Here is a 21589-nt window from a genome sequence, read left to right on the forward strand (position 1 = left end):
CGCGACGACTGTCGCGGGGAGAAGAAGGCACGCACGTGCTCCACATCTAGGCGGGAAGGCATGTCCAGGTCACCCCTGGAAGCCTTGTCGTTGCCGAAAGAACGTCCAAAACCATACAGGATGGTTTCGAGTGCGATCAAGAACGTTCGCCAATCTGACCGAAATCCTTGACCGTGAGGGGTTCCGCATGGATGGTTTGCCGCGATATGTGCACCTCGGTTGGTGCCTTCATCGGCGATGGTCTCGGGATGCCATCATGCATATGATCTGATTTTTCCATGCCCCCTGGGGCTGCTCGGGGGCTCACCTGGGGTGGATAAGAGTGTCGGCAAGCGCTGGGACGGACGGCGGCCTGCAACTGTTCGGTGGAACCGTCGCGCAAGCAGCTGAACGGGTTCGCGACAATGGCTTCATAGCGGACTGCGCCCAGCGCTTCGCGGCTTTGCACGGTGCCCCACCCGGAGATGCCGAACGGCGGAGCTGGGAGCGCAGTTGGCCCGCGCTCCTCGACGCCCTCATGGCGGCGGGCCTGAGCGACCTTCATGTGCTGCTGGAGTACCCCCTCCCCGGCACGGGCGAGCGGGTCGACGCACTCCTGCTCGGCCGCCGGGCGGGAGAAGCGGGCTTGACCGTGGTAGCGATCGAACTGAAGCAGTGGACGCGCGCGTCATGGGACACGTCCCGTCCCCTGCTGCTTGATGTGGGCGACCAGCGGGTCAAGCATCCGGCGCGCCAAGTAGGCGGCTATGTGCACTACCTCGACAACTGGATCAGTGACTCCCTCGGTCTGACGGCCCGAGGAGCCGTCGTCCTGCACAACGCGGAGCCCGATCTTGTCACCGCGTTGCGCGAGTCCATCGCTGGCGGCGCGAGCGCGCCGTTTCCGATCGTCGGCCGGCAGGATCTCGACGCGTCCTTGCCCGCTCGCGAGATTGCCACACGGCTGGACTGCGCGGATCTGGAATTCGCTCCAGCCCCGCTCATAGAAACGTTCCTTCACACGCGGCACCGTCCCAAGGCGGGCCTGTTGTCCCGCGTCGCCGACCACATCAACGGAAGCGACCGATTCCCCCTCATCGGAGACCAGGACACGGCCCGCCTGGCCATCCTCGACGCGCTCGGCGCCGAGCGACGGAAGGACCGTCGCCATGTCGTCGTCGTCACTGGGGGGCCGGGCACCGGCAAGACCGCCATCGCCCTCAGGATGTTCGCGGACCTGGCCCGGCGGCCTGACGCGAACCCTCGCCTGCTCTGTCCCTCCGCGGCCCTGTCCAAACAGCTCACCCGTGCGGCGGGCGATGGGGCGAAGGGCATGATCAAGACCTTTACCAGTGGCCTGCCTGCCGGACTGACGGACGACAGCATCGTCCTGGTCGACGAAGTACACCGTGCGCATACCTATCCCGGGCAGCGCCGATCCGAATTCCCTCTCGTCCTTGAGCAACTCGTCAACCGATGTGCCGTCACGGTGCTCTTCCTCGACCAGCGTCAGATAGTCCGCCCCACCGAAGGCACCACGCTGGACGAATTGCAGCGTATGGCGGCGCGCTACGGCCACAGCCTCACCTCCATCGATCTGACCACCCAGTTCCGCTGCAACGGCTCCCAGGCATATCAGCGCTGGGTCGACACCCTCTTCAGTCGGGACGGCACGCCCCAGTCCTGGACGGGCGGTGAATACGACCTTGTCCTCGCCGACAACCCGCCACAGCTCGAAGCCTGGACCGCAGCCCACATCCACAACGGCCGCAGCGCCCGGATCACGGCGGGATTCTGCTGGCCATGGAAGTCGCCCGAGAGGCCACCTCTTCTCCCCGAGGTCAGCATCGGCTGGAAGGACAACGAGGGCGAACACCTCTGGGAACGCCCGTGGAACTCCAGGGCGACCAGCACGGCGGGTGACGACCAGGGCGTCCCGGCACGGGCCTTCTGGGCCACCGACCCCGGCGGCCACCAGCAGGTCGGATGCATCTACACGGCGCAGGGCCTGGAGTACGACTACGGCGCGGTCATCATTGGCGAGGACCTCATCCGTACGCCGTCCGGCTGGCGGGCCCAACCCGAGAAGAGCCACGACGACGCCCTGCGGCAGCTGCCCGCCGAGGAGTACCTCACCTACGCCCTCAATACGTACCGCGTCCTGGCGACCCGCGGCACACATGGCACACGCTTCTACTCCACGCATCCGGAGACGCAGGCCTATCTCGGCACCCTGCTGCCCCCTGCCCCGGCCGACTGACGACAAGCGCGATGCCTGAGGCGACGAGCGGCCCGCTCAGCCCTGCTGGTTGCCGAGCTTGCCCGTCATGTCGGTGGTCTGCCCGGCCGGTGGGGCGTCCGTGTCCACCTCGGTGCCGAAGTCCGAGAACTCGATCAGCGTGCGCACCGTCATCTTCCGCGGGACGGCGGTGGACTTGTCCGCCTGGTCCGTCGGCTTGAGGTTCATGGTGACCTGCTGGCGGCGGATGCGGCCCTGGTCGTCCAGCCAGACGTCCATGGGGACGGAGGGGCCTACCTGGTGCTTCAACGCGGCGGTGCCGGACAGCTTGTCGACGTCGACCGTGACCCGGTAGCGCGTGGTCTTCACCCCGTCGACCGTGGCCGTGCCGACCTTCTCGGTGTTCCGGTCGGTAATGCCCTTGGCGAGCGCGGCGGACTGCGCGGGGTCGTTGATCTGATTGCTGCTGCCGCTGTCCTGCTCGGCGGCGGCCTTCCGCAGGTCGACCTTGATCCACGGCTTGTCACCGGGCACCTGCGCCCGCTGCCGAGCGGGAAGCTTCTGGTAGAGCACCTGGTCGACGACGCGCTGCTCGACCTTCTGGCCCCCGGCCCGGATGGTCATGACGCTGTCGCCGTCCTCCAGGTCGATGACCCCCTCGCCACCCACGGCAGCCGACTTCCCCGCAGCCGACGTCTCCGTACGGAGCGTCATCCGCGCCGTCTCCTCCTCGGCGGTCCTGGCATACGCGGTACGCACCGCAGCCGTACCCCCGGCGCCACCCGCCTCCGACGAGGTCTGCCCGCCCTTGCCCTCGGAGCCCCCGTCGCCTCCGCACGCGGTCAGCACCCCGCACGCGAGCAGCCCCACGGTCCCGAACGCACCGGCCCGTATCCCGCTGGCTAAGTGAGCCATGTCTCCAACTCCCCTCAACGATGGGGATACCGAGTGCCCCGGATCGGCCGGACGAGACCGCCGAAGAGCGACCCTCGCCGGACGCGACGCATCCGGCGAGGGAGGCGGGGGCGGCGACTCAGGAGAAGTTCACGTCGCTGCACAGGAAGTACGTCTGGTCCATGTGCGAGGCCTGCCAGATCGTGTAGACGACGTGGCGGCCGGTGTAGCCGGAGGTGCTGACGTTGATCGAGTAGTTCTGGCTGGGGGCGTACTTGCCGGTCGTGGTGACCAGCTGCAGGTCACTCCACTTCAGCGGCTGCGTGGTGGGGTCGTAGCCCTGCCGGGTGACGTAGACCTTGAAGTAGTCCGCCCCGTGGCTGGCCTGGTCGTACAGCTTCACGGTGAAGTTGCGCCCGATGTTCGTGGTCTTCCAGGCGCCGGGCGTGTCGAGGGAGTTGTAGCGCCCACCCTCCGTACGCCCGCCGCTGCACAGCTGCCCGTCGGGGACGGCGGCCGGGAAGTTACCGGCGGAGCCGTTGCGGTAGAGGCCGTTCCAGTTCCACATGGCGTTCGCGTTGGCCTGCCAGGCCTGCCAGCACATGGGGTCTTTCTGGGCCATCTCCGGGTTCAGGTGGTCGCTGCCCCAGCGCAGCCAGCAGCCGTAGTTGCGGGAGGCGGGGTCGATGACCGATCCGTGCGCGCTGGCGGTACCCGACCAGGGGATCAGGCCGAGCAGCAGCGCGGAGAGCAGGCCGAGGGCGCGAGGGGCCCAGCGTAAGGAAATGCCGCGTTCATGACAAAACATTGCGCGATCTTCCTCCATCGTCCGTGGGGGAGTGGGAGAGATGTGGGAGCGCTCCCATGTGCCAGCTTGCCCGACGCCACCACTGCGAAACGTTCTCCCGCCCAGCTCGGACTACGTCGGCGATGACCCCAGCGAGGCCGTCACCACCACGGGCGCCACCCGCCCCGCCCCGCGCAGTCCGTCCGCGACCATCTGCACCAGCCACACCGCGATATCCGGTGACCACTCCCGCGTACGGCAGCGGAACCGCATCACCTCGCGCATCCCTTCCGTATGCAGCACACGATCGAGATCGAGCTCCACCCCCGGCGGGGGGCCTCCCGTCGCGGCCACGGAGACATCCACCGCCCCCTGCGCCATCTCCCGAACCGCGTCACAGACGGCCACCGCATCACGCCCGCCCGCCCCGCCGTCCTGGGGCTGGCGGGACACGGTGACCACCACCTCGTACCGAGCATCCGGATCCGCCAGACCGAACCACGGCGCCAACTCAATCTGATGGAAAGCGGTGTTGCGCGCGGCCGCCTGCAGCGGCAGCAGCGCATGCATGCCGGTGAACGTCACCGTACCCACCCGAGCCAAGGCCTCGGACAACACCAAAGAAATCGGCCGAACGGGAAGACCGGGCCGCGGAGGATCAGTCAGAACTCCAGCCTGCAGCCAGGCCAGCTGATGCACTCTGCCGTCCTGTGCCCAATTCCCGCCGACCTCCTCATGAGCCCAGGAAGTGGGCTCATGCCGAGCCGTGACCTTCCCGCCCTCATGGAGCCAGCCACTCACGGATTGCCACCCATACGCCCCGGCCCGATCAATCGCAAGGCTGAGGAGATCCTCCTCAACGGCACCCTCGTCGTCCTGCTCCACAACCCGGTCGAACCACGGATTGCGTTCGAGGACCCCATGAAGGCCAACAATGACGGTGGGCGGAAACACAGGCACTCCCAGAAATCAGGTGCAGTTCCTCTGCCCGGGTGGGCTAGGCGGGCGGTCAGATCTTGATGATGGTGACGCGTCCGCCGCACAGCGCCGTGAGGTCCTCCGGATCGGAGGTGAGTACGGTCACGGGTCCGGGGGCGGCGAGGGCGGTGGCGCTGAGCATGGCGTCGATGGCGCACTTGTGCCCGTGCAGGACGGCGTCGGCCAAGAGCGCGGCGGCGTGACGGGCGACATCCTCGGTGACCGGCTCGACGACGATGCGCGAGAGCGTCCACTCCAAGGCTGGCCGGTTGATCCGGGGGTGGACCACCTCCACGAGGGTGGCGGCGCTGGTGATCACCCGCATGTCGTCGGCGCGGGCCAGGGCGAGCCATCCGGTGACCGTGCGATCTCGCAGTACGGCCTTGGCCAGTCCCTCGCTGTCGAGGACCAGAGTGCCGCCGGGGACGGCGGCGGAGCGGGTCACGCGGCGTTCGCTCCGTCGTCCGTCTGCTGCCTGCGGGCCTGCTGGAGCTGGTCTCGGAGTGCTTGGACTTCCTCGTCGCCGATGGGCCCGTGCTCGGCCTCGGCGACCGCGATGAGTTCGTTGAGGTTGTCGCGCTCGATCTGTCGGGCTACGGCCGCGGCGACGTAGGCGGACAGTCCGGACGGCCCGCTGCGTGCGCGAGCGGCTTCCGCGATGTCCCGTGGCATCGTGATCGAGTACTTCTGCGTAGGCTCGCTCATGCCCTTCATGCTACCCCTCATGCTACCGGCGGCGCCTCGGGAACGAAGACGGGCGGAGCCGGAACAAGGCACCTCCTGGCCGAGTAGGGAACGGGCACGGGTCACGACGCTTTCCGCGCCGCCCTCCCGCCTGCCCACGCAACGAACGCCCGCAACTCCTCCCTGCCCCGCTCGACCACTTCCAGGAGCACGTCCGTCCGCGCATCGGGCGGTAGCGGAGCGTCGGCGACCAGATCGAGCAGACTCCACTCGGTATCCAGCCATCGCCGCAGGGCATGCCAGTTGCGGGTACGGTCCGCGTCCAGGGCCGGGTCCCAGGGATCGGCCGCGTACGGTGTGCGGTCGTCGCCGAACGCGCTCAGCAGGCCCGAGCGGCGTACCAGGCATGGGAAGCAGAGGCCGCAGTGGGCCAGTGCGGGCCCAGCGGGATGACGGTCCGGGGGAGTGCCGCAGCTCAGGGTGGCCTCCAGTACCCGCTGCGGCAAGCCCGCGTCACGCGCTACCGCGCAGACGTCGCCTTTGGTGAGCGTGGCGAAGGGATTCTCGACGCGTATCGCGGATCCAGGTTCCGCGACCTCGGAGATCACCCGGTTGAGGTGATGAAGTGTCCACGGGTGCACCGAACGGGTCGAGCAGGCCCCGGCGCGGGCGGCGGACAGCGGCGGATTGAGGGCGAGTTGACCGTTCTCCGGCAGGTGGACGACGGGGACGCGTTCCGCGGCAGCCGCGTGCACGGCGGTCGCCGCGTACAGCAGGCCGCGTGAGCGGGTGGTGCGTTCCAGCTTGATGCCGCTGCCCCGTGGCTTACGCACGGTCTGGCTCTGGGCGAGACGCCGAACCGGACGTCGCCGCAGGCCGCGTACGGCCTCGTACACCTGGTCCTGAAGCGCCTCGAAGTTCCGTTCCTCGAAGGAGACGAGCAGCAGGGCGCCGGAAGCGGGCAGGACCGCTTGCTGTGCTGCCCAACCGAGGGAGTCGAGACCGCCGGAGAACAGGGCGACATCGTGCGCGTACTCCTCGGCCGCGAAGGTGAGGGGCCCTTGCCGGACCGACGTCTCGTGCAAGGGCCGGAAGACGACCTCCCACAGATCGCCTGTCACGGTCCCCAGGACGGCCATCAGGGCGGGCACGGCGCGATCCCACCGCTCGGGGTGGGCGACCGGTACGGAGAGGGTGATGCTGCGAGTCCAGCGGTCGAAGCCTTCGACACGGCGGGTGTACCGGTCCGCCGCGAAGACGGCCCGCGCCACCCGCTGGAGATCGTCCGCCCAGTCCGGGGCCGGGGCGAACAACTGCCGCCGGTCCGGCCCGCGTGACGGGCGCTCCCAGTACACGGCGTCGTGGAGGGGCCGCCAGTGCGGTGGCGGTGCTTCGGCGTTCGGATGGGAGAGCCAGAAGAGCCGGGTGCGGGCTTCGGTCATGCGGCGGTGTCCCCCTCGTACGTCGTGCCGTCCTCGTACGTCGTGCCGTCCTCGTACGTCGTGCCGTCCGTATCCCCGCCCGGCTCGTCGGAGAGCAGCCCCAGCGCCCGCCCGGCCGCCCGGGGGACGAGCCCCTGCGCGAAGAACTGCAGGGAGCCCATCGGCTCCTCGACCGATTCTGTCGCCTGTGCGGCCTCCTCACACGGGTCCGGCAGCAGACCCAGAACGCGCTCGGCTACCCAGTCGGCGATGTGGTCCTCGGGATCGACCGCGGGCAACAGCGGCACCACGAGCTTGACCTTCTCGGCGACCGCCATACGCAGGAACTCGGCCACGACACCGGCGAAGAACCCCTGATACAGAAGGCAGAACACCTCCCCGGACAAGCCCCTGCCGCCCGGAGTACCAACCTCCGGATGCCGTTCCAGGAGCCGCCGTACGGACACTGCGGCGGCCCGTCGTACGGCGGCGTCCGCCACGGTGCCGCCTTCGCCTCCCACGGCGGTGATGAAGCGGGCGGCGAACTCATCACCGTCCCGGCTCACGGCCCAGTCGTCCACGGCGGTGGTCAGCCGTTCCCCGGCCGCGCAGGCCGCCTCGTACAGGCCGAATGCCGACGGCTCCTCCCGAAGGGTGCGGTGGAGCACGGCTAAGTGCTCCGCGGCGATGTCGTCTAGTCCTGCCGCTTCATCAGGCCCCGGCCGCCAGGCCGAGACCCGCCTGCTCGCCCGACTCCACTCACCCGCCACGCCCCTACGGCCACCCGGCCCCGGCCATCGCGACGATGTACCCATGCCTCACCTGCCCCCTCCGACCAGCGGCACGGTCGCTCTAACAGGAGAGCAAGAAACCGATGTCATGGACAGGGCGCGCATTGGCCAGACAGGAGCAGAGGGACGACCGTGCGACCCCTCACCTTCGGGTGCGGCCCTGGATACAGTGGGTAGCCACAGCGCGCTCGACTCCCGCAGGGCGTAAACCTCGCTCCGGACGAGCGGCTGGTCGTCATCCCAGGGAACATGCTCAGCGCCGCGAAGAAGGACATCCCCGATGCCTGATCTCCTCGCCCCTGTTCTCGTCCCCGAGCAGGGCGACCGGCTCACCCGGCCCGCCTACAAGGAGGACTTCCGGCAACGGGAGGACGCGATCCGGGACGGCAGTTCCTGGAAGCTGGAGCGCCGACAGCACTTCGAGGAGCAGGGCAGCCCGAGCCGGGACGCCCTGCGCCGCGGCGACTGGGAAGAGGCGCTTCGGCTCCTCGCCGCCCGGCGCGACACCCTGGCCGCGGCCGCTCAGAAGGAAGAACGCAGGGGCTACGCCTTCCACCGCGTACGGGTGGTCGAAAAGCCGCTGACACCGTATGTGCAGTGGGAACTCCACTCCCAGCGGCAGCGCGCCGAGCACGGCCAGCGGATCAGGATCGTCCCCGCCGAACAGGTGGCCGCCGCGGAGACCTCCGGCCCGCTCCCGGAAGGGGTCGTGCTCGGCGGCCACACCCTTTTCCAGGTCCTCTACACCGAGGAAGGCGTCGCGAACGGCGCGATCCGCTACACCGACCCCGACCTCGTCGAGCGCTGGGAGAGCTACATCAAGGCGCTCTACACCGCGGGCGAAGACGTGATCCCCTACTTCGACCGCGAGGTGGCACACCTTGATTCGCCGAAGCTGAGCGCAGAAGGGGAGTAGGCCGATCGCAGCGCCAGACGGTCAGGACGAGCACGTCGGCAGCACCCAAAACGAGCTGTCGGGGACCTCAGGTGACGTCGTCCAGGCAAGAGACGTCCACGGAGGCATCCACTTCCACGCGCAGGCCACACCGGACCCGGCCAGCCCCTCCAGCCCCGTCCCGCGCCAGCTACCGGCCGACGTAAGCGGATTCGTCAACCGAACCGATGAGCTGGGCCAGTTGAACGCCGTCCTCACCAGCGATGGCGGCAGTCCGCTCATCGTCTCGGTCTACGTGATCGCTGGCACCGCAGGAGCCGGAAAGACCTCGCTGGCACTGCGCTGGGCACACCAGATCCGGGAGCGCTTCCCCGACGGCCAGCTGTACGCCAACCTGCGCGGCTACGACCCCGGGGAGCCGGTAGCGGCACGCGAGGCCCTGCACCGCCTGCTGACCTCGCTCGGCGTGCCGGCCGATGCCGTACCGCAGGATCTCGACGCGGCCGCCGCGCTATACCGCTCATTGCTTGCCGACCGCCGGGTCCTGGTCGTCCTGGACAACGTGGCCACCGTCGGCCAGGTCAGGCCATTGCTGCCCGGGAGCGCACACAGCCTCGTGCTGGTCACCAGCCGCAGCCGCCTGTCCGGCCTCGCCATCCGTGACGGGGCCCGTCGGCTCACCCTGGGTGTGCGTCCGGAGGTCGATGGGATCCGCCGCGTCCCCGCTGGTCGGGATGGGTGAAGAGGTATGGGGGAGCGCAACGTCACGAATGCGCCATGTCTCGCTGAGCCATCAGGCCGCGTCGGTGCGGTGCGGGGTGAAGGTCACCTGTGTGTCGTCGTCATCGAGGGCGATATTGAGCGACGCGTCCAAGGCCTTGGCCAGCTTGGCGAGGAGCGGCAGCGTGGGGACGGTGTCGGAGCCCTCGATGCGCGAGACCTTGGCCTGAGTCAGTCCTGCGCGCACGGCTAGTTCGTTCTGGGTCAGAGCCAGCTCGGTGCGGCGTTCGTACACGGCGCGGGCCAGAGCCATGGACAGCGCGATCTGCTGCCGGGTTTCGGCCACGTCGTCCGGCTCGGTGAACCCCTCGGCGAGCTTCCGCTCGCGCAGAGTCTTCCAGCGGCTGTGGTTCATTGCTCAAGCTCTCCTTCCTCGATCACACGCGTGAACTCCTCGTGCGCGGGGACGTGTTCGGCTTCACACGTTTTCTGGGCGATCTTTGCCCGCCTGACCTCAGCTTCCTCTCTCATCTTCGTCTTCCGGAAGACGGTCAGCAGGACGGCCGTTCGATGGGGAGTGAGCCAGTACGTGATACGTATGTCGGCGCCGTCCAAGGTGGGCCGCAGCTCGCGGACTCCGTCGCCGAGGTGACGAGCGTACGGTTCGCTGAGCGCGGCGGCGTACTCGGCGAGGAGTCCGACGTACGCATCGACCTTGAGGAAGTGCTTGGCCGGTAGCGCCTCCAGCCAGTCGCGAACCTCGGGTTCGATCTCGATCGCGAAGAGCTCATCCACACCACAACGTTATATGTCGTACGCGACATATCCAAGCCGGTCCGCTGAGCGCGGGTGCAGGCCCGCGGGGCGTTCCGGGGTCTGTGTCTACTCGGGGCCTGCTGGAGGTCATGCGCAAGTCGACTTGCGCATGCACGAGCTGCGGCTACGCGCTGTCGACTTGCCGAGACCCCGACCCAAGATCATTCACGCAATGACAACGTGACCGGCATGGGGCTGCCTTGGGCGACCCCGGGGCTATGCATGCAAAAGGACCCCGAACTCAGCTTCGTCGCTGATCACGGGGTCCATAAGGCACTCACGTGGTGATCTGTAAGTGCCCCCGGCAGGATTCGAACCTGCGCACACGGCTCCGGAGGCCGTTGCTCTATCCCCTGAGCTACGGGGGCTTGCCTGTCGCTGATGTCTTGCGGCGACGGGTAGAACACTACCAGCTTGGTGAGGGTGGTCATGAACGTTTAGTGGGAGAGGGATGAGGGGGCGGAGGCGTATAGCGCATGGGGTGGGTGGGGTGTGGGGGAGTGGGGGAAAGATCCCTCGGACGTGGTGGAAGTGGGCAAAACGCGGACGCGGGGGCGGGGGCGCGCCTACTCTTCAGGGTGTGCCTGGCTTGTCCGGCCGGGTCCTTGTCGTCGACGACAACAAGGTCATCCGGCAGCTGATCAGGGTCAACCTCGAGCTGGAGGGTCTCGAGGTCGTGACCGCGGCCGATGGTGCCGAGTGCCTGGAGATCGTTCACCAGGTGCGGCCCGATGTGATCACTCTCGATGTCGTGATGCCCAGACTGGATGGGCTGCAGACGGCGTCCAGGTTGCGTGCTGATGCGCGGACCCGGCAGTTGCCGGTGGCGATGATCAGTGCGTGTACGCAGGCGGAGGTGGACCGGGGGCGGGCGCTGGGGGTGGATGCCTTTCTGGCGAAACCCTTCGAGCCCGCTGAGCTGGTCAAGCTCGTGGGGCGGCTGATGCGTGAAGGGGCTGCTGGGGCGGCGGCGCCCGGTGATGCTGAGCCGGCTGTGGGGCCCACCGGCTAGCCGAGGTCGTGGGTTGGTCGGTGGGCGCCGTCTGAAGGGTGGGGTGGGGGAGAGTTCGTCCGAGGGGCGAAACCGGTTCGCGGAGCTACCCCCCTCCTCCCATACGCTGGTGCCGTGACACCCGCCCAGCTCTCCCGCACTGTGCTGCACACCGTGCGTCGCGCCGTTGAGGCCGACGAGCTGTGCGTCGCCGTGCCGGAGCGGGTGAAGGTGCGGACTCCGCCGCGGCCCGGGTGCGGGGATTACGCCACGAATGTGGCGTTGCAGCTTGCCCGGGGGCGTGGGGAAGGGGCTGCCGCGCGGATCGCCGAGGTGCTGCGGCGGCGGCTTGCTGAGGCGCCTGGCATCGCGAGCGTTGATATCGCCGGGCCTGGATTCTTGAACATCACCCTTGATGCGCACTCCCATGAGCAGATGGTCGAGGCCATTCTTGAGCGGGGGGATGACTACGGTCTGGGGGACGGGCTCGCGGGGGTGCACGTGCGCTTCAAGCCCGCCGATGAGGTGCGGGCCGCGCTGGTGCTGCATGTGGTCGTGGGGCTTGTCGAGGGGTGTGGGGGATCGGTCGGCATAGACCCGAGCGGTGAGGTCATTGCCGTGCGGGGGGTGGGGGGCGATGGCCGCGAGCTGGTGACTCGGCTCGGAGCCGATGCCGCTCGGTGGGGGTTGTTGCGGGCCGCCGCTCATGATCTGCCCGATCTGGATCCGGCGCACCTCCTGGCGCAGCGGGAGGGGAATCCGCTCTTCCGGGTGCGGTATGCGCATTCCCTCGCCCATCGGGCCGTCGATGAGGGAGCCGAGCACACAGAGGGTCCCGACGACCTGGTGCTGCTCGGGCTGCTCGGGGATTTCCCCCGTACCGTCGAGGCCGCCGCACGGCACCGGGCGCCCGATCGGGTCGCGCGTCACCTTGTTGCCACTGCTGATGCCTTCCTCCCTGGTACGCAGCGAAAACGGCTGGCCGAGGCGACCCGCATCGTGCTCGCCAATGGCCTCCGCCTGCTTGGTATCAGCGCCCCGAAACGCATTTGATCAATGAGAGAGACAGCATGAGCCGTTCCGCCCACCCCGCCGGGCCCCGTCACGCCGATGTTCTGCCCGAGGGGCACTACGCCGCGCCGCCCGCCGATCTCAATCAGCTCGATGCTCGGGTCTGGTCCCGCACGGTGACCAGGAATGACGAAGGAGTGGTGAGCGTCGGCGGGATCGACGTCGCTACGCTCGCCGAGCAGTTCGGGACGCCCGCGTACTTCCTCGACGAGGACGACTTCCGCGCCCGCTGCCGGGCCTGGCGGGAGGCGTTCGGGGACGACGCGGACGTGTTCTACGCCGGGAAGGCGTTCCTCTCCCGCGCCGTCGTGCGCTGGCTGCACGAGGAGGGGCTGAACCTCGACGTCTGCTCCGAGGGGGAGCTGGCCACCGCGCTCGCCGCCGGGATGCCCGCCGAGCGGATCGCGCTGCATGGGAACAACAAGAGCGCGAAGGAGATCCACCGGGCTGTGGAAGCGGGCGTCGGGCGCATCGTGCTCGACTCCTTCCAGGAGATCGTGCGCGTCGCGCACATCGCGCACGGGCTCGGCAAGCGGCAGCCGGTCCAGATCCGGGTCACGGTCGGCGTCGAGGCGCATACGCACGAGTTCATCGCCACCGCGCACGAGGACCAGAAGTTCGGCATTCCGCTCGCGGGCGGGCTGGCGGCCGAGGCGGTGCGGCGGGCGCTGAAGCTCGACGGGCTGGAGCTGATCGGCGTCCACTCGCACATCGGGTCGCAGATCTTCGACACCTCGGGCTTCGAGGTCGCCGCCCACCGCGTCGTGGGGCTGCTCAAGGAGGTCCGGGACGAGCACGGGGTCGAGCTGCCCGAGATCGACCTCGGCGGTGGTCTCGGCATCGCGTATACGCCGGATGACGACCCGAGCGAGCCGGAGGACATCGCCAAGGCGCTGCGGGAGATCGTTCACCGCGAGTGCGACGCGGCCGGGCTCTCGGTGCCGCGGCTGTCCGTCGAGCCGGGGCGGGCGATCGTCGGGCCGACCGCATTCACCCTGTACGAGGTGGGTACGGTCAAGGAGCTGCCGGGGCTGCGTACGTACGTCAGCGTCGATGGGGGCATGTCCGACAACATCCGTACGGCGCTCTACGATGCGGAGTACTCGGTCGCGCTGGTCTCCCGGACCTCCACGGCCGAGCCGATGGTGTCCCGGGTGGTCGGCAAGCACTGCGAGTCGGGCGACATCGTCGTACGGGATGCCTTCCTGCCCGCCGATGTGGCCCCCGGCGATCTGCTCGCCGTCCCGGCCACCGGCGCGTACTGCCGCTCGATGGCCAGCAACTACAACCATGCGCTGCGGCCGCCGGTCGTCGCCGTCCGGGACGGTCAGGCGCGGGAAATCGTCCGGCGGGAGACGGAGGAGGACCTTCTCCGTCTCGATGTCGGTTAGCGAGAAGGAAATCTCGGATACTGGACCCGGGACAGGAAACCCCGGCCAGTGCAAGAGACTGGTGCACCACCTAGATGGATGAGAAGCGAGGTCGGATGATGCGTACGCGTCCGCTGAAAGTGGCGCTGCTGGGCTGTGGAGTCGTCGGCTCAGAGGTGACGCGCATCATGACGACGCACGCGGACGACCTCGCGGCGCGCATCGGCGCCCCGGTCGAGCTGGCCGGGATCGCCGTGCGCCGCCCGGGGCGCGTCCGTGAGGGCGTGCCGCCGGAGCTGGTGACCACCGACGCCACCGCCCTGGTCAAGCGCGGGGACATCGACGTGGTCGTCGAGGTCATCGGCGGCATCGAGCCCGCCCGCTCGCTGATCACCACCGCCTTCGAGCACGGTGCGAGCGTCGTGTCGGCCAACAAGGCGCTGGTCGCCAAGGACGGTGCGGCGCTGCACGCCGCCGCCCAGGAGCGCGGCGCGGACCTCTACTACGAGGCGGCCGTCGCGGGCGCGATTCCGCTGGTACGGCCGCTGCGCGAGTCGCTCGCGGGCGACAACATCAACCGCGTCCTCGGCATCGTCAACGGCACCACGAACTTCATCCTCGACCGGATGGACGGCAGCGGAGCCGGGTATTCCGAGGCGCTGGACGAGGCCACCGCCCTCGGGTACGCCGAGGCCGACCCGACCGCCGACGTCGAGGGCTTCGACGCCGCCGCCAAGGCCGCGATCCTGGCCGGGATCGCCTTCCACACCCGGGTCACCCTCGACGACGTGCACCGCGAGGGCATCACCGAGGTGACCGCGGCCGACATCGCGTCCGCCAAGCGCATGGGGTGCACCGTCAAGCTGCTCGCGATCTGCGAGCGCGCCGCCGACGGCCGGTCGGTGACCGCGCGGGTGCATCCGGCGATGATTCCGCTGGCCCATCCGCTGGCCTCGGTCCGCGAGGCGTACAACGCGGTCTTCGTGGAGGCCGACGCGGCCGGTCAGCTGATGTTCTACGGACCGGGCGCGGGCGGTTCGCCGACCGCCTCGGCCGTCCTCGGGGACTTGGTCGCGGCCTGCCGCAACAAGCTGGCGGGCACCGCCGGGCCGGGCGAGTCCGCGTACAGCCAGCTGCCCGTGAGCCCCATGGGGCAGGTCGTCACGCGGTACCACATCAGCCTCGACGTCGCCGACAAACCGGGCGTTCTCGCTCAGGTCGCGACAGTCTTCGCCGAACACGGCGTGTCGATCGATACGGTCCGGCAGCAGGGTAAGGACGGCGAGGCGTCCCTCGTCGTCGTGACCCACCGCGCGAGCGATGCCGCGCTCTCGGCGACCGTCGAGACACTGCGCCGGCTCGACACCGTCCGCGATGTCGCGAGCATCATGCGGGTCGAGGGCGAGTAGCGGACCGGTAGCGGGCCGACAGCGGCGGAGCAGAGGCCGAGTAGAGGGCGAGCGGAGAAAAAGGGAAATCATGAACGCAATTGCTGACGCCGGGACTCGCGTGTCCGGCACCCGCCAGTGGCACGGATGGCGGGGGATCATCGAGGAGTACCGCGACCGGCTCCCGGTCGGCGAGTCGAGCCCCGTCGTCACCCTCCGCGAGGGCGGGACGCCCCTCGTGCCCGCGCAGGTGCTCTCCGAGCGCACCGGCTGCGAGGTGCACCTCAAGGTCGAGGGCGCCAACCCCACCGGGTCCTTCAAGGACCGCGGCATGACGATGGCCATCAGCGCGGCCAAGGAGGCCGGTGCCAAGGCCGTCATCTGCGCCTCCACCGGAAACACCTCGGCCTCGGCGGCGGCGTACGCCGTACGGGCCGGGATGGTCTGCGCGGTGCTGGTCCCGCAGGGCAAGATCGCGCTGGGCAAGATGGGCCAGGCGCTGGTGCACGGCGCGAAGATCCTCCAGGTCGACGGCAACTTCGACGACTGTCTGACGCTCGCGCGCGGACTCTCCGAGAAGTACCCGGTGGCGCTGGTCAATTCGGTCAACCCGGCCCGTATCGAGGGGCAGAAGACCGCGGCCTTCGAGATCGTCGACATGCTCGGCGACGCGCCCGACATCCACGTCCTGCCGGTCGGGAACGCGGGCAACATCACCGCCTACTGGAAGGGCTACCAGGAGTACGCGGCCGAGGGCGGCCCGTCCTCCCGTACGCCCCGGATGTGGGGCTTCCAGGCGGCGGGCTCCGCGCCCTTCGTGCGCGGTGAGCCGGTCAAGGAGCCGGCGACCATCGCCACCGCGATCCGGATCGGCAACCCGGCCTCCTGGACGCAGGCGGTGCGGGCGCGGGACGAGTCGGGCGGCTTCATCGACGAGGTGACCGACCGTCAAATCCTGGCCGCCTACCGGCTGCTCGCCTCCCAGGAGGGCGTCTTCGTCGAGCCGGCCTCCGCGGCGAGCGTCGCCGGACTGCTGAAGGCGGCCGAGGAGGGCAAGGTCGACCCGGGCCAGCGCATCGTGTGCACGGTGACCGGCAACGGCCTGAAGGACCCCGACTGGGCGGTCGCGGGCGCCCCGCAGCCGGTCATCGTGCCGGTGGACGCCGACGCGGCGGCCGTACGGCTCGGACTGGCGTAACGGCGTAACGGCGTAACGGCGTAACGGCGAAAACGCGCGAGGCGGGCCGGGGTGCGACGACCGCACCCCGGCCCGGCCCGTAGAACCCCACGTCAGCACCCCCGTGTCCGGTTCCCGGCAGAACCTCCCGACATCGCTCGACGCCCCCGTCTAAAGATCCACTCGAGTGGTGGACGAGATGCGCGGGAACGATGAAGGCGCGCGAAACCCTCCAGTAGAGTGGACCTGGTCGACGACAGGGAGTGCGACACGCATCGTGCGCCTCCCGTGCGCCCTATGTCGCCACAGAACCTTCCTTCGATAGGCTGTACTGAATCCGCCCCGACGCAGAGCCTTCACCTCTGTGCGGCGTCGCCGTCCTGTCACGGCCCCCGCGGTGTTCCGTACGTCTTCGAGCAATCGCACGTCACACAAGGAGAGTCATCGAGCGATGGCCGGTCCAGCGTTCCGCGCCGCCGCCGTCCGAGTGCGCGTCCCCGCCTCGAGCGCCAATCTCGGTCCCGGCTATGACGCCTTCGGTCTCGCCCTGGGGCTCTACGACGACGTAGTGGTCCGGGTCGCCGACTCCGGTCTGCACGTCGACATCGCGGGCGAGGGCGCCGAGGGCCTGCCGCGCGACGAGAGCCATCTGCTCGTACGGTCCCTCCGCACCGCCTTCGACCTGCTGGGCGGGCAGCCGCGCGGCCTCGAGGTGGTCTGCGCCAACCGCATTCCGCACGGCCGCGGGCTCGGCTCCTCCTCCGCCGCCATCTGCGCCGGGATCACCGCCGCGCGCGCCGTGACGATAGGCGGCGCCGAGAAGCTCGACGACGAGGCGCTGGTCGAGCTGGCCACCGAGATCGAGGGCCACCCCGACAACGTCGCCGCCTGTCTGCTCGGCGGCTTCACCCTCGCCTGGACGGACGCGGGCGCCGCCCGGGCGATCAGAATGGACCCTGCCGATTCCATCGTTCCGGTGGTCTTCGTACCCGGGAAGCCGGTGCTCACGGAGACCGCCCGCGGACTGCTGCCGCGCACCGTCCCGCACGTGGACGCGGCCGTCAACGCGGGGCGGGCGGCCCTGCTCGTGGAGGCCCTGACCAGGCGTCCCGAGCTGCTGCTCGCGGCGACGGAGGACCGGCTCCACCAGGAATACCGCGCTCCGGCGATGCCCGACAGCGTGCGCCTGGTACACCGACTGCGTGCGGACGGCGTCCCCGCGGTCGTCTCCGGCGCGGGCCCCACGGTGCTCGCGCTGGTCGAGGACGGTGCGGCCGACAAGGTCGCACGGCTGGCAGGCGACGGGTGGGCGGCCAACCGGCTGGCTCTCGACGCCGGGGGGGCGAGCGTCCTGCCGCTCAGCTGACCCAGCCGCCCGGGGAATTCCCCGGGCACCGCACAACTCGATTGCCGGTTGGAGAGGGGGAATGTTTGTTGGATCCGGTAGTGTTAACCTCAAGTCTGCACTCGAAGCCTCTTGGATGTACTCGGAGGCGTAGTGCTCAGTGTCCCCCTCCGGGACCACCCTTCTTCCGGGAGCCTCCCACACTGCCTGAGCAGCCTGCCTGAGCAGTGTCGTGCACGCTCCGGAATCGGTGTGGCGGATTCAAGCGAACTTTTCTGCCTCGCCGGAACCATGAATGTTCTCTCCGCCGTACCGGCGGACCACCGCCCCGGCCCGGTCCGTAACGGAAGGACCACAGCCGGACAGCACAACCGGTCGCCGAGCCAGACAGGCCGACGCCCGCTCCAGGGAAGGACCCTTCGTGAGCGACACCACCGATCTGATGGGCGTGAACGCCTCCGGCACCTCCGACAGCGGTGTCGGCAATGCCGCCGCGCCCGCTACGGACGCTTCCGCGCCTGCCACCGGTGCTGCCACTGGCACTGCCCCGCGGCGACGCCGCTCGGGCACCGGCCTTGACGCCATGGTCTTGGCAGAGCTGCAGCAGCTCGCCTCGAGCCTGGGCATCAAGGGCACCGCGCGGATGCGCAAGAGCCAGCTGATCGAGGTCATCAAGGAGAAGCAGGCCGCATCCGGCGGCGGAGCCCAGGGCTCCGAGGCCGCCCCGTCCACCGCCGAGGGGGTGACCAAGCCGAAGCGCCGTACGACCTCCAAGGCCCGTACGGGCGACGACAGCGCGGACGCGGGCAAGCAGGAGAAGGCCGCCAAGGCCGAGAAGGACGACCAGGCCGCGGAGGCCGAGAAGTCCGGCAAGACCGGCCGGGGCGGCAAGGCGGACAAGACCGCCTCGCAGGGCCAGATCGACATCCCGGGCCAGCCCGGGGAGTCGGCCGCCGACGAGCAGCCGGCCGGTGAGCGCCGTCGCCGCCGGGCGACCGCGCCGGCCACCGCCACCGCCAACGCCGAGTCGGGGGGCACGGCGACCGCCGTCGACACCCGCACGGAGACCCGTACCGACGCCAAGGCCGACGCCAAGGGCGAGGCCTCGGCGGACACCGCCGAGGGCAAGGGCGCCAAGGGCGGCGACCGTCAGGACCGCCAGGAGCGCGGCCAGAAGGGCGACCGCCGTGAGCGCGGTGGCCAGCGTGACCGCGGCCGTGGCGGCAAGGGCGACGACGGCGGCCAGCAGGGCGGCGGTGGCCGTCAGCAGCGCGACGGCGGTCGTGGCCAGGGCCAGCAGCAGCAGCGCCCCGACGACGGCGACGACGACTTCGAGGGCGGGCGCCGCGGGCGCCGCGGCCGTTACCGGGACCGCCGTGGCCGCCGTGGCCGCGAGGACTTCGGCAACGAGCCGCAGGTCTCCGACGACGACGTCCTGATCCCGGTCGCGGGCATCCTCGACATCCTCGACAACTACGCGTTCATCCGGACCTCCGGCTACCTGCCGGGCCCGAACGACGTGTACGTCTCGCTCGCCCAGGTCCGCAAGAACGGTCTGCGCAAGGGCGATCACGTCACCGGTGCGGTCCGTCAGCCGCGCGAGGGCGAGCGCCGCGAGAAGTTCAACGCGCTGGTGCGGCTCGACTCGGTCAACGGCATGGCGCCCGAAACCGGCCGTGGACGGCCCGAGTTCGGGAAGCTGACGCCGCTTTACCCGCAGGACCGGCTGCGTCTGGAGAGTGAGGCCGGCGGCCTGACGACCCGGATCATCGACCTGGTCGCGCCGATCGGCAAGGGCCAGCGCGGTCTGATCGTGGCCCCGCCGAAGACCGGTAAGACCATGATCATGCAGGCGATCGCCAACGCGATCACCCGCAACAGCCCCGAGTGCCATCTGATGGTCGTCCTCGTCGACGAGCGGCCGGAAGAGGTCACCGACATGCAGCGCTCGGTCAAGGGCGAGGTCATCTCCTCGACCTTCGACCGTCCTGCCGAGGACCACACCACCGTCGCCGAGCTGGCGATCGAGCGGGCCAAGCGGCTGGTGGAGCTGGGCCACGACGTGGTCGTGCTGCTGGACTCGATCACCCGTCTGGGCCGTGCGTACAACCTGGCGGCGCCCGCCTCCGGCCGCATCCTGTCCGGTGGTGTCGACTCGACCGCGCTCTACCCGCCGAAGAAGTTCTTCGGTGCCGCGCGGAACATCGAGGACGGCGGCTCGCTGACCATCCTGGCCACCGCGCTGGTCGAGACCGGCTCGCGCATGGACGAGGTGATCTTCGAGGAGTTCAAGGGCACCGGCAACATGGAGCTGAAGCTCGACCGGAAGCTCGCCGACAAGCGCATCTTCCCGGCGGTCGACGTCGACCCGTCGAGCACCCGTAAGGAAGAGATCCTGCTGGCGCCGGACGAGCTGAACATCGTCTGGAAGCTGCGCCGGGTGCTGCACGCGCTCGACTCGCAGCAGGCGATCGAGCTGCTGCTCGACAAGATGAAGCAGACGAAGTCGAACGCCGAGTTCCTGATGCAGATCGCCAAGACCACGCCCAGCCCGGGCAACAACGGCGACTGACCGCATACGGATCAGCCACGTTCCGTCAGCCGAGGCCTCCCCGCACCGCGGGGAGGCCTCGGTTTTTGTGAGAGGTGAACCACACCAAATAGGACAGTCACGGAACGGTCTCGATGCCCTTATCACCTGCGAAAGCGCAGGTGAGAGCGGTAAGGCGGACGAACGGGACGAACGGCGTCCGGGCTGCCCCAGCTGAGAACGGGGGTGGCTTGATATGCAACCCTGGCGCTCGGCCTGTCATCTGTCAGGTCGGATCCGCGACGCCACGCCTGACCGTGACGGCAGGGGGTACCCGGGATACGAGGACTGAGGAGCACATGGCTGACGACCAGCAGAGCACGCCGGTGAACCCGGGCCGGCATCGAGCCCGCGGAAGCGCCTCGGGGCGCCGCCGCAAGCGTCCCAGCACACGCCGCAGGGCCACGCACATCACCGTCTGGTCGGTCGCCTCCGTCCTGATCCTCGGCGGCGCCGGGGCGGGCTATCTCTACTTCAAGCTCAACGGGAACCTCACCGGTGTCGACGTCGACGCGGCCCTCGGTTCCGACCGCCCCAAGAACGTCGACAACGGCTCGATGGACATCCTCGTCCTCGGCTCCGACTCCCGGGCCGGGAAGAACGCCAAGTACGGCACGGACGAGGGCACCTCGCGCTCCGACACCGCGATGATCGTCCACGTCTACAAGGGCCGTAAGAAGGCCAGCGTGGTCAGCGTCCCGCGCGACACCCTCGTCGAGCGCCCCTCGTGCGAGAAGGACGGCAAGGAGAGCCCCGCGGTCCAGGAGGCGATGTTCAACAGCGCCTACGAGACCGGCGGCCCGGCCTGCACCATCAAGACCGTCGAGGACATGAGCGGCATACGCATGGACCACTTCCTGGAGGTCGACTTCTCCGGCTTCCAGCAGCTGATCGACGACCTCGGCGGCGTCAACATCACGACCACCCAGGCGATCCACGACCCGAAGAGCCACCTCGACCTGGAGCCCGGCCCGCACACCCTCAACGGTGAGCAGTCGCTGGGCCTCGTACGGACCCGGCACGGCGTCGGTGACGGCAGTGACCTCGGCCGGATCAAGCTCCAGCAGGCGTTCGTCAAGGCGCTCCTCGACCAGATCAAGAGCGTCAACCTCTTCGGCAACCCGAAGAAGCTGTACGACCTCGCCAACACCTCCACGAAGGCGCTCACCACCGACTCCGAGCTGGCCTCCGTCAACAAGCTGTCGGGCTTCGCCAAGAGCCTCCAGGGCATCGGCTCGGGCAACATGGAGATGACCACGCTGCCCGTCCAGTACGACCCGAACGACCCGGCGCGGGTGCTGCCGATGGAGTCCAAGACCAAGCTGATCTGGAAGGCGCTGCGGGCGGACAAGCCGATCCCGAAGGCCGCCACCAAGGGCTCGGCGGGCGACGCGAACGACGCGGGCAACGTGGTCAAGTAGGACCGCTGGGCGGATGTCGGACGGGGCCGGGA

General features: G+C 69.3%; 20 protein-coding genes and 1 tRNA gene. 11 read left to right on the forward strand and 10 right to left on the reverse strand.

Annotated elements, in window-relative coordinates; genetic code table 11:
• Positions 1–322: 322 nt before the first annotated feature.
• The gene (locus ACWC5C_RS31035; protein ID WP_450880764.1) at positions 323–2239 is read left to right on the forward strand and encodes a DNA/RNA helicase domain-containing protein; all 1917 of its coding nucleotides are present in this window, start codon (positions 323–325) and stop codon (positions 2237–2239) included.
• A 36-nt stretch (positions 2240–2275) separates the two neighbouring features.
• Here ACWC5C_RS31035 and ACWC5C_RS31040 read toward each other — a convergent pair whose 3' ends face one another.
• From ACWC5C_RS31040 to ACWC5C_RS31070, 7 genes are all read right to left on the reverse strand, one after another.
• The gene (locus tag ACWC5C_RS31040) at positions 2276–3133 is read right to left on the reverse strand and encodes a hypothetical protein (RefSeq protein WP_450880766.1); all 858 of its coding nucleotides are present in this window, start codon (positions 3131–3133) and stop codon (positions 2276–2278) included.
• A gap of 118 nt (positions 3134–3251) precedes the next feature.
• Entirely contained in the window at positions 3252–3920 is a 669-nt protein-coding gene (locus ACWC5C_RS31045) for a lytic polysaccharide monooxygenase auxiliary activity family 9 protein (protein WP_450880768.1), read from the reverse strand.
• A 111-nt stretch (positions 3921–4031) separates the two neighbouring features.
• Positions 4032–4484: a hypothetical protein gene (locus ACWC5C_RS31050; RefSeq protein ID WP_450880770.1), complete on the reverse strand. Its 453-nt coding sequence runs from the start codon at positions 4482–4484 to the stop codon at positions 4032–4034.
• A 424-nt stretch (positions 4485–4908) separates the two neighbouring features.
• Positions 4909–5322: a DNA-binding protein gene (locus ACWC5C_RS31055; RefSeq protein ID WP_450880772.1), complete on the reverse strand. Its 414-nt coding sequence runs from the start codon at positions 5320–5322 to the stop codon at positions 4909–4911.
• Entirely contained in the window at positions 5319–5582 is a 264-nt protein-coding gene (locus tag ACWC5C_RS31060) for a CopG family transcriptional regulator (protein ID WP_385440304.1), read from the reverse strand. Before ACWC5C_RS31060 ends, ACWC5C_RS31055 begins: the two co-directional genes overlap by 4 nt.
• Before the next feature lie 101 nt (positions 5583–5683).
• The gene (locus tag ACWC5C_RS31065; RefSeq protein WP_450880774.1) at positions 5684–7003 is read right to left on the reverse strand and encodes a 7-cyano-7-deazaguanine synthase; all 1320 of its coding nucleotides are present in this window, start codon (positions 7001–7003) and stop codon (positions 5684–5686) included.
• Entirely contained in the window at positions 7000–7650 is a 651-nt protein-coding gene (locus tag ACWC5C_RS31070; RefSeq protein ID WP_450880776.1) for a hypothetical protein, read from the reverse strand. Before ACWC5C_RS31070 ends, ACWC5C_RS31065 begins: the two co-directional genes overlap by 4 nt.
• Before the next feature lie 403 nt (positions 7651–8053).
• Here ACWC5C_RS31070 and ACWC5C_RS31075 point away from each other — a divergent pair, with 403 nt between their 5' ends.
• Both ACWC5C_RS31075 and ACWC5C_RS31080 read left to right on the forward strand, forming a co-directional pair.
• Positions 8054–8689, forward strand: coding sequence for a DUF6879 family protein (locus ACWC5C_RS31075; protein ID WP_450880778.1), 636 nt, complete (start codon positions 8054–8056; stop codon positions 8687–8689).
• A 220-nt stretch (positions 8690–8909) separates the two neighbouring features.
• Entirely contained in the window at positions 8910–9410 is a 501-nt protein-coding gene (locus ACWC5C_RS31080; RefSeq protein WP_450880780.1) for an AAA family ATPase, read from the forward strand.
• Between the two features lie 51 nt (positions 9411–9461).
• Here ACWC5C_RS31080 and ACWC5C_RS31085 read toward each other — a convergent pair whose 3' ends face one another.
• The 3 genes from ACWC5C_RS31085 to ACWC5C_RS31095 all read right to left on the reverse strand — a co-directional run bounded on the left by ACWC5C_RS31085 (position 9462) and on the right by ACWC5C_RS31095 (position 10572).
• On the reverse strand, positions 9462–9803 hold the full coding sequence (locus ACWC5C_RS31085) for a helix-turn-helix domain-containing protein (RefSeq protein WP_450880782.1): 342 nt from the start codon (positions 9801–9803) through the stop codon (positions 9462–9464).
• Positions 9800–10183 carry a type II toxin-antitoxin system RelE/ParE family toxin gene (locus tag ACWC5C_RS31090; RefSeq protein WP_450880784.1) on the reverse strand — a complete coding sequence of 128 codons (384 nt, stop codon included), beginning with the start codon at positions 10181–10183 and terminating at the stop codon, positions 9800–9802. The genes ACWC5C_RS31085 and ACWC5C_RS31090 overlap by 4 nt, the downstream gene beginning before the upstream one ends.
• Before the next feature lie 317 nt (positions 10184–10500).
• Positions 10501–10572, reverse strand: a tRNA-Arg gene (locus ACWC5C_RS31095).
• 212 nt (positions 10573–10784) lie between these two features.
• On the opposite strand from ACWC5C_RS31095, the gene ACWC5C_RS31100 reads away from it, so the two are divergent.
• The 8 genes from ACWC5C_RS31100 to ACWC5C_RS31135 all read left to right on the forward strand — a co-directional run bounded on the left by ACWC5C_RS31100 (position 10785) and on the right by ACWC5C_RS31135 (position 21557).
• Complete coding sequence (locus ACWC5C_RS31100) at positions 10785–11216, forward strand: response regulator (RefSeq protein WP_450880786.1); 432 nt, start codon at positions 10785–10787, stop codon at positions 11214–11216.
• Positions 11217–11330: 114 nt separating this feature from the next.
• A complete protein-coding gene (locus ACWC5C_RS31105) occupies positions 11331–12248 on the forward strand; it encodes an ArgS-related anticodon-binding protein NrtL (RefSeq protein ID WP_450880788.1) in 918 nt (305 codons plus the stop codon).
• A gap of 17 nt (positions 12249–12265) precedes the next feature.
• Positions 12266–13657: a diaminopimelate decarboxylase gene (lysA, locus tag ACWC5C_RS31110; protein WP_450880790.1), complete on the forward strand. Its 1392-nt coding sequence runs from the start codon at positions 12266–12268 to the stop codon at positions 13655–13657.
• 95 nt (positions 13658–13752) lie between these two features.
• Complete coding sequence (locus ACWC5C_RS31115) at positions 13753–15045, forward strand: homoserine dehydrogenase (protein ID WP_450880792.1); 1293 nt, start codon at positions 13753–13755, stop codon at positions 15043–15045.
• A 70-nt stretch (positions 15046–15115) separates the two neighbouring features.
• Positions 15116–16222: a threonine synthase gene (gene thrC, locus ACWC5C_RS31120; RefSeq protein WP_450880794.1), complete on the forward strand. Its 1107-nt coding sequence runs from the start codon at positions 15116–15118 to the stop codon at positions 16220–16222.
• 430 nt (positions 16223–16652) lie between these two features.
• Positions 16653–17567: a homoserine kinase gene (gene thrB / locus ACWC5C_RS31125; RefSeq protein ID WP_450880796.1), complete on the forward strand. Its 915-nt coding sequence runs from the start codon at positions 16653–16655 to the stop codon at positions 17565–17567.
• Between the two features lie 400 nt (positions 17568–17967).
• Positions 17968–20118, forward strand: a complete 2151-nt coding sequence (rho, locus tag ACWC5C_RS31130; protein WP_450880798.1) for a transcription termination factor Rho — start codon at positions 17968–17970, stop codon at positions 20116–20118.
• A gap of 317 nt (positions 20119–20435) precedes the next feature.
• Positions 20436–21557 (forward strand): LCP family protein, encoded by a 1122-nt coding sequence (locus ACWC5C_RS31135; RefSeq protein ID WP_450880800.1) that lies wholly within the window; start codon positions 20436–20438, stop codon positions 21555–21557.
• The last annotated feature ends 32 nt before the right edge of the window (positions 21558–21589 follow it).

The sequence above is a fragment of the Streptomyces sp. NPDC001700 genome (assembly GCF_053596435.1).

Bases quoted from the DNA above. Each gene is read 5' to 3' on its own strand.
- ACWC5C_RS31075 (WP_450880778.1), top strand. From the start codon at position 8,054: ATGCCTGATCTCCTCGCCCCTGTTCTCGTCCCCGAGCAGGGCGACCGG.
- ACWC5C_RS31060 (WP_385440304.1), bottom strand. From the start codon at position 5,582: ATGAGCGAGCCTACGCAGAAGTACTCGATCACGATGCCACGGGACATC.
- ACWC5C_RS31085 (WP_450880782.1), bottom strand. From the start codon at position 9,803: ATGAACCACAGCCGCTGGAAGACTCTGCGCGAGCGGAAGCTCGCCGAG.
- lysA (WP_450880790.1), top strand. From the start codon at position 12,266: ATGAGCCGTTCCGCCCACCCCGCCGGGCCCCGTCACGCCGATGTTCTG.
- ACWC5C_RS31045 (WP_450880768.1), bottom strand. From the start codon at position 3,920: ATGTTTTGTCATGAACGCGGCATTTCCTTACGCTGGGCCCCTCGCGCC.
- thrC (WP_450880794.1), top strand. From the start codon at position 15,116: ATGAACGCAATTGCTGACGCCGGGACTCGCGTGTCCGGCACCCGCCAG.
- ACWC5C_RS31135 (WP_450880800.1), top strand. From the start codon at position 20,436: ATGGCTGACGACCAGCAGAGCACGCCGGTGAACCCGGGCCGGCATCGA.
- ACWC5C_RS31065 (WP_450880774.1), bottom strand. From the start codon at position 7,003: ATGACCGAAGCCCGCACCCGGCTCTTCTGGCTCTCCCATCCGAACGCC.
- thrB (WP_450880796.1), top strand. From the start codon at position 16,653: ATGGCCGGTCCAGCGTTCCGCGCCGCCGCCGTCCGAGTGCGCGTCCCC.
- ACWC5C_RS31115 (WP_450880792.1), top strand. From the start codon at position 13,753: ATGATGCGTACGCGTCCGCTGAAAGTGGCGCTGCTGGGCTGTGGAGTC.
- ACWC5C_RS31040 (WP_450880766.1), bottom strand. From the start codon at position 3,133: ATGGCTCACTTAGCCAGCGGGATACGGGCCGGTGCGTTCGGGACCGTG.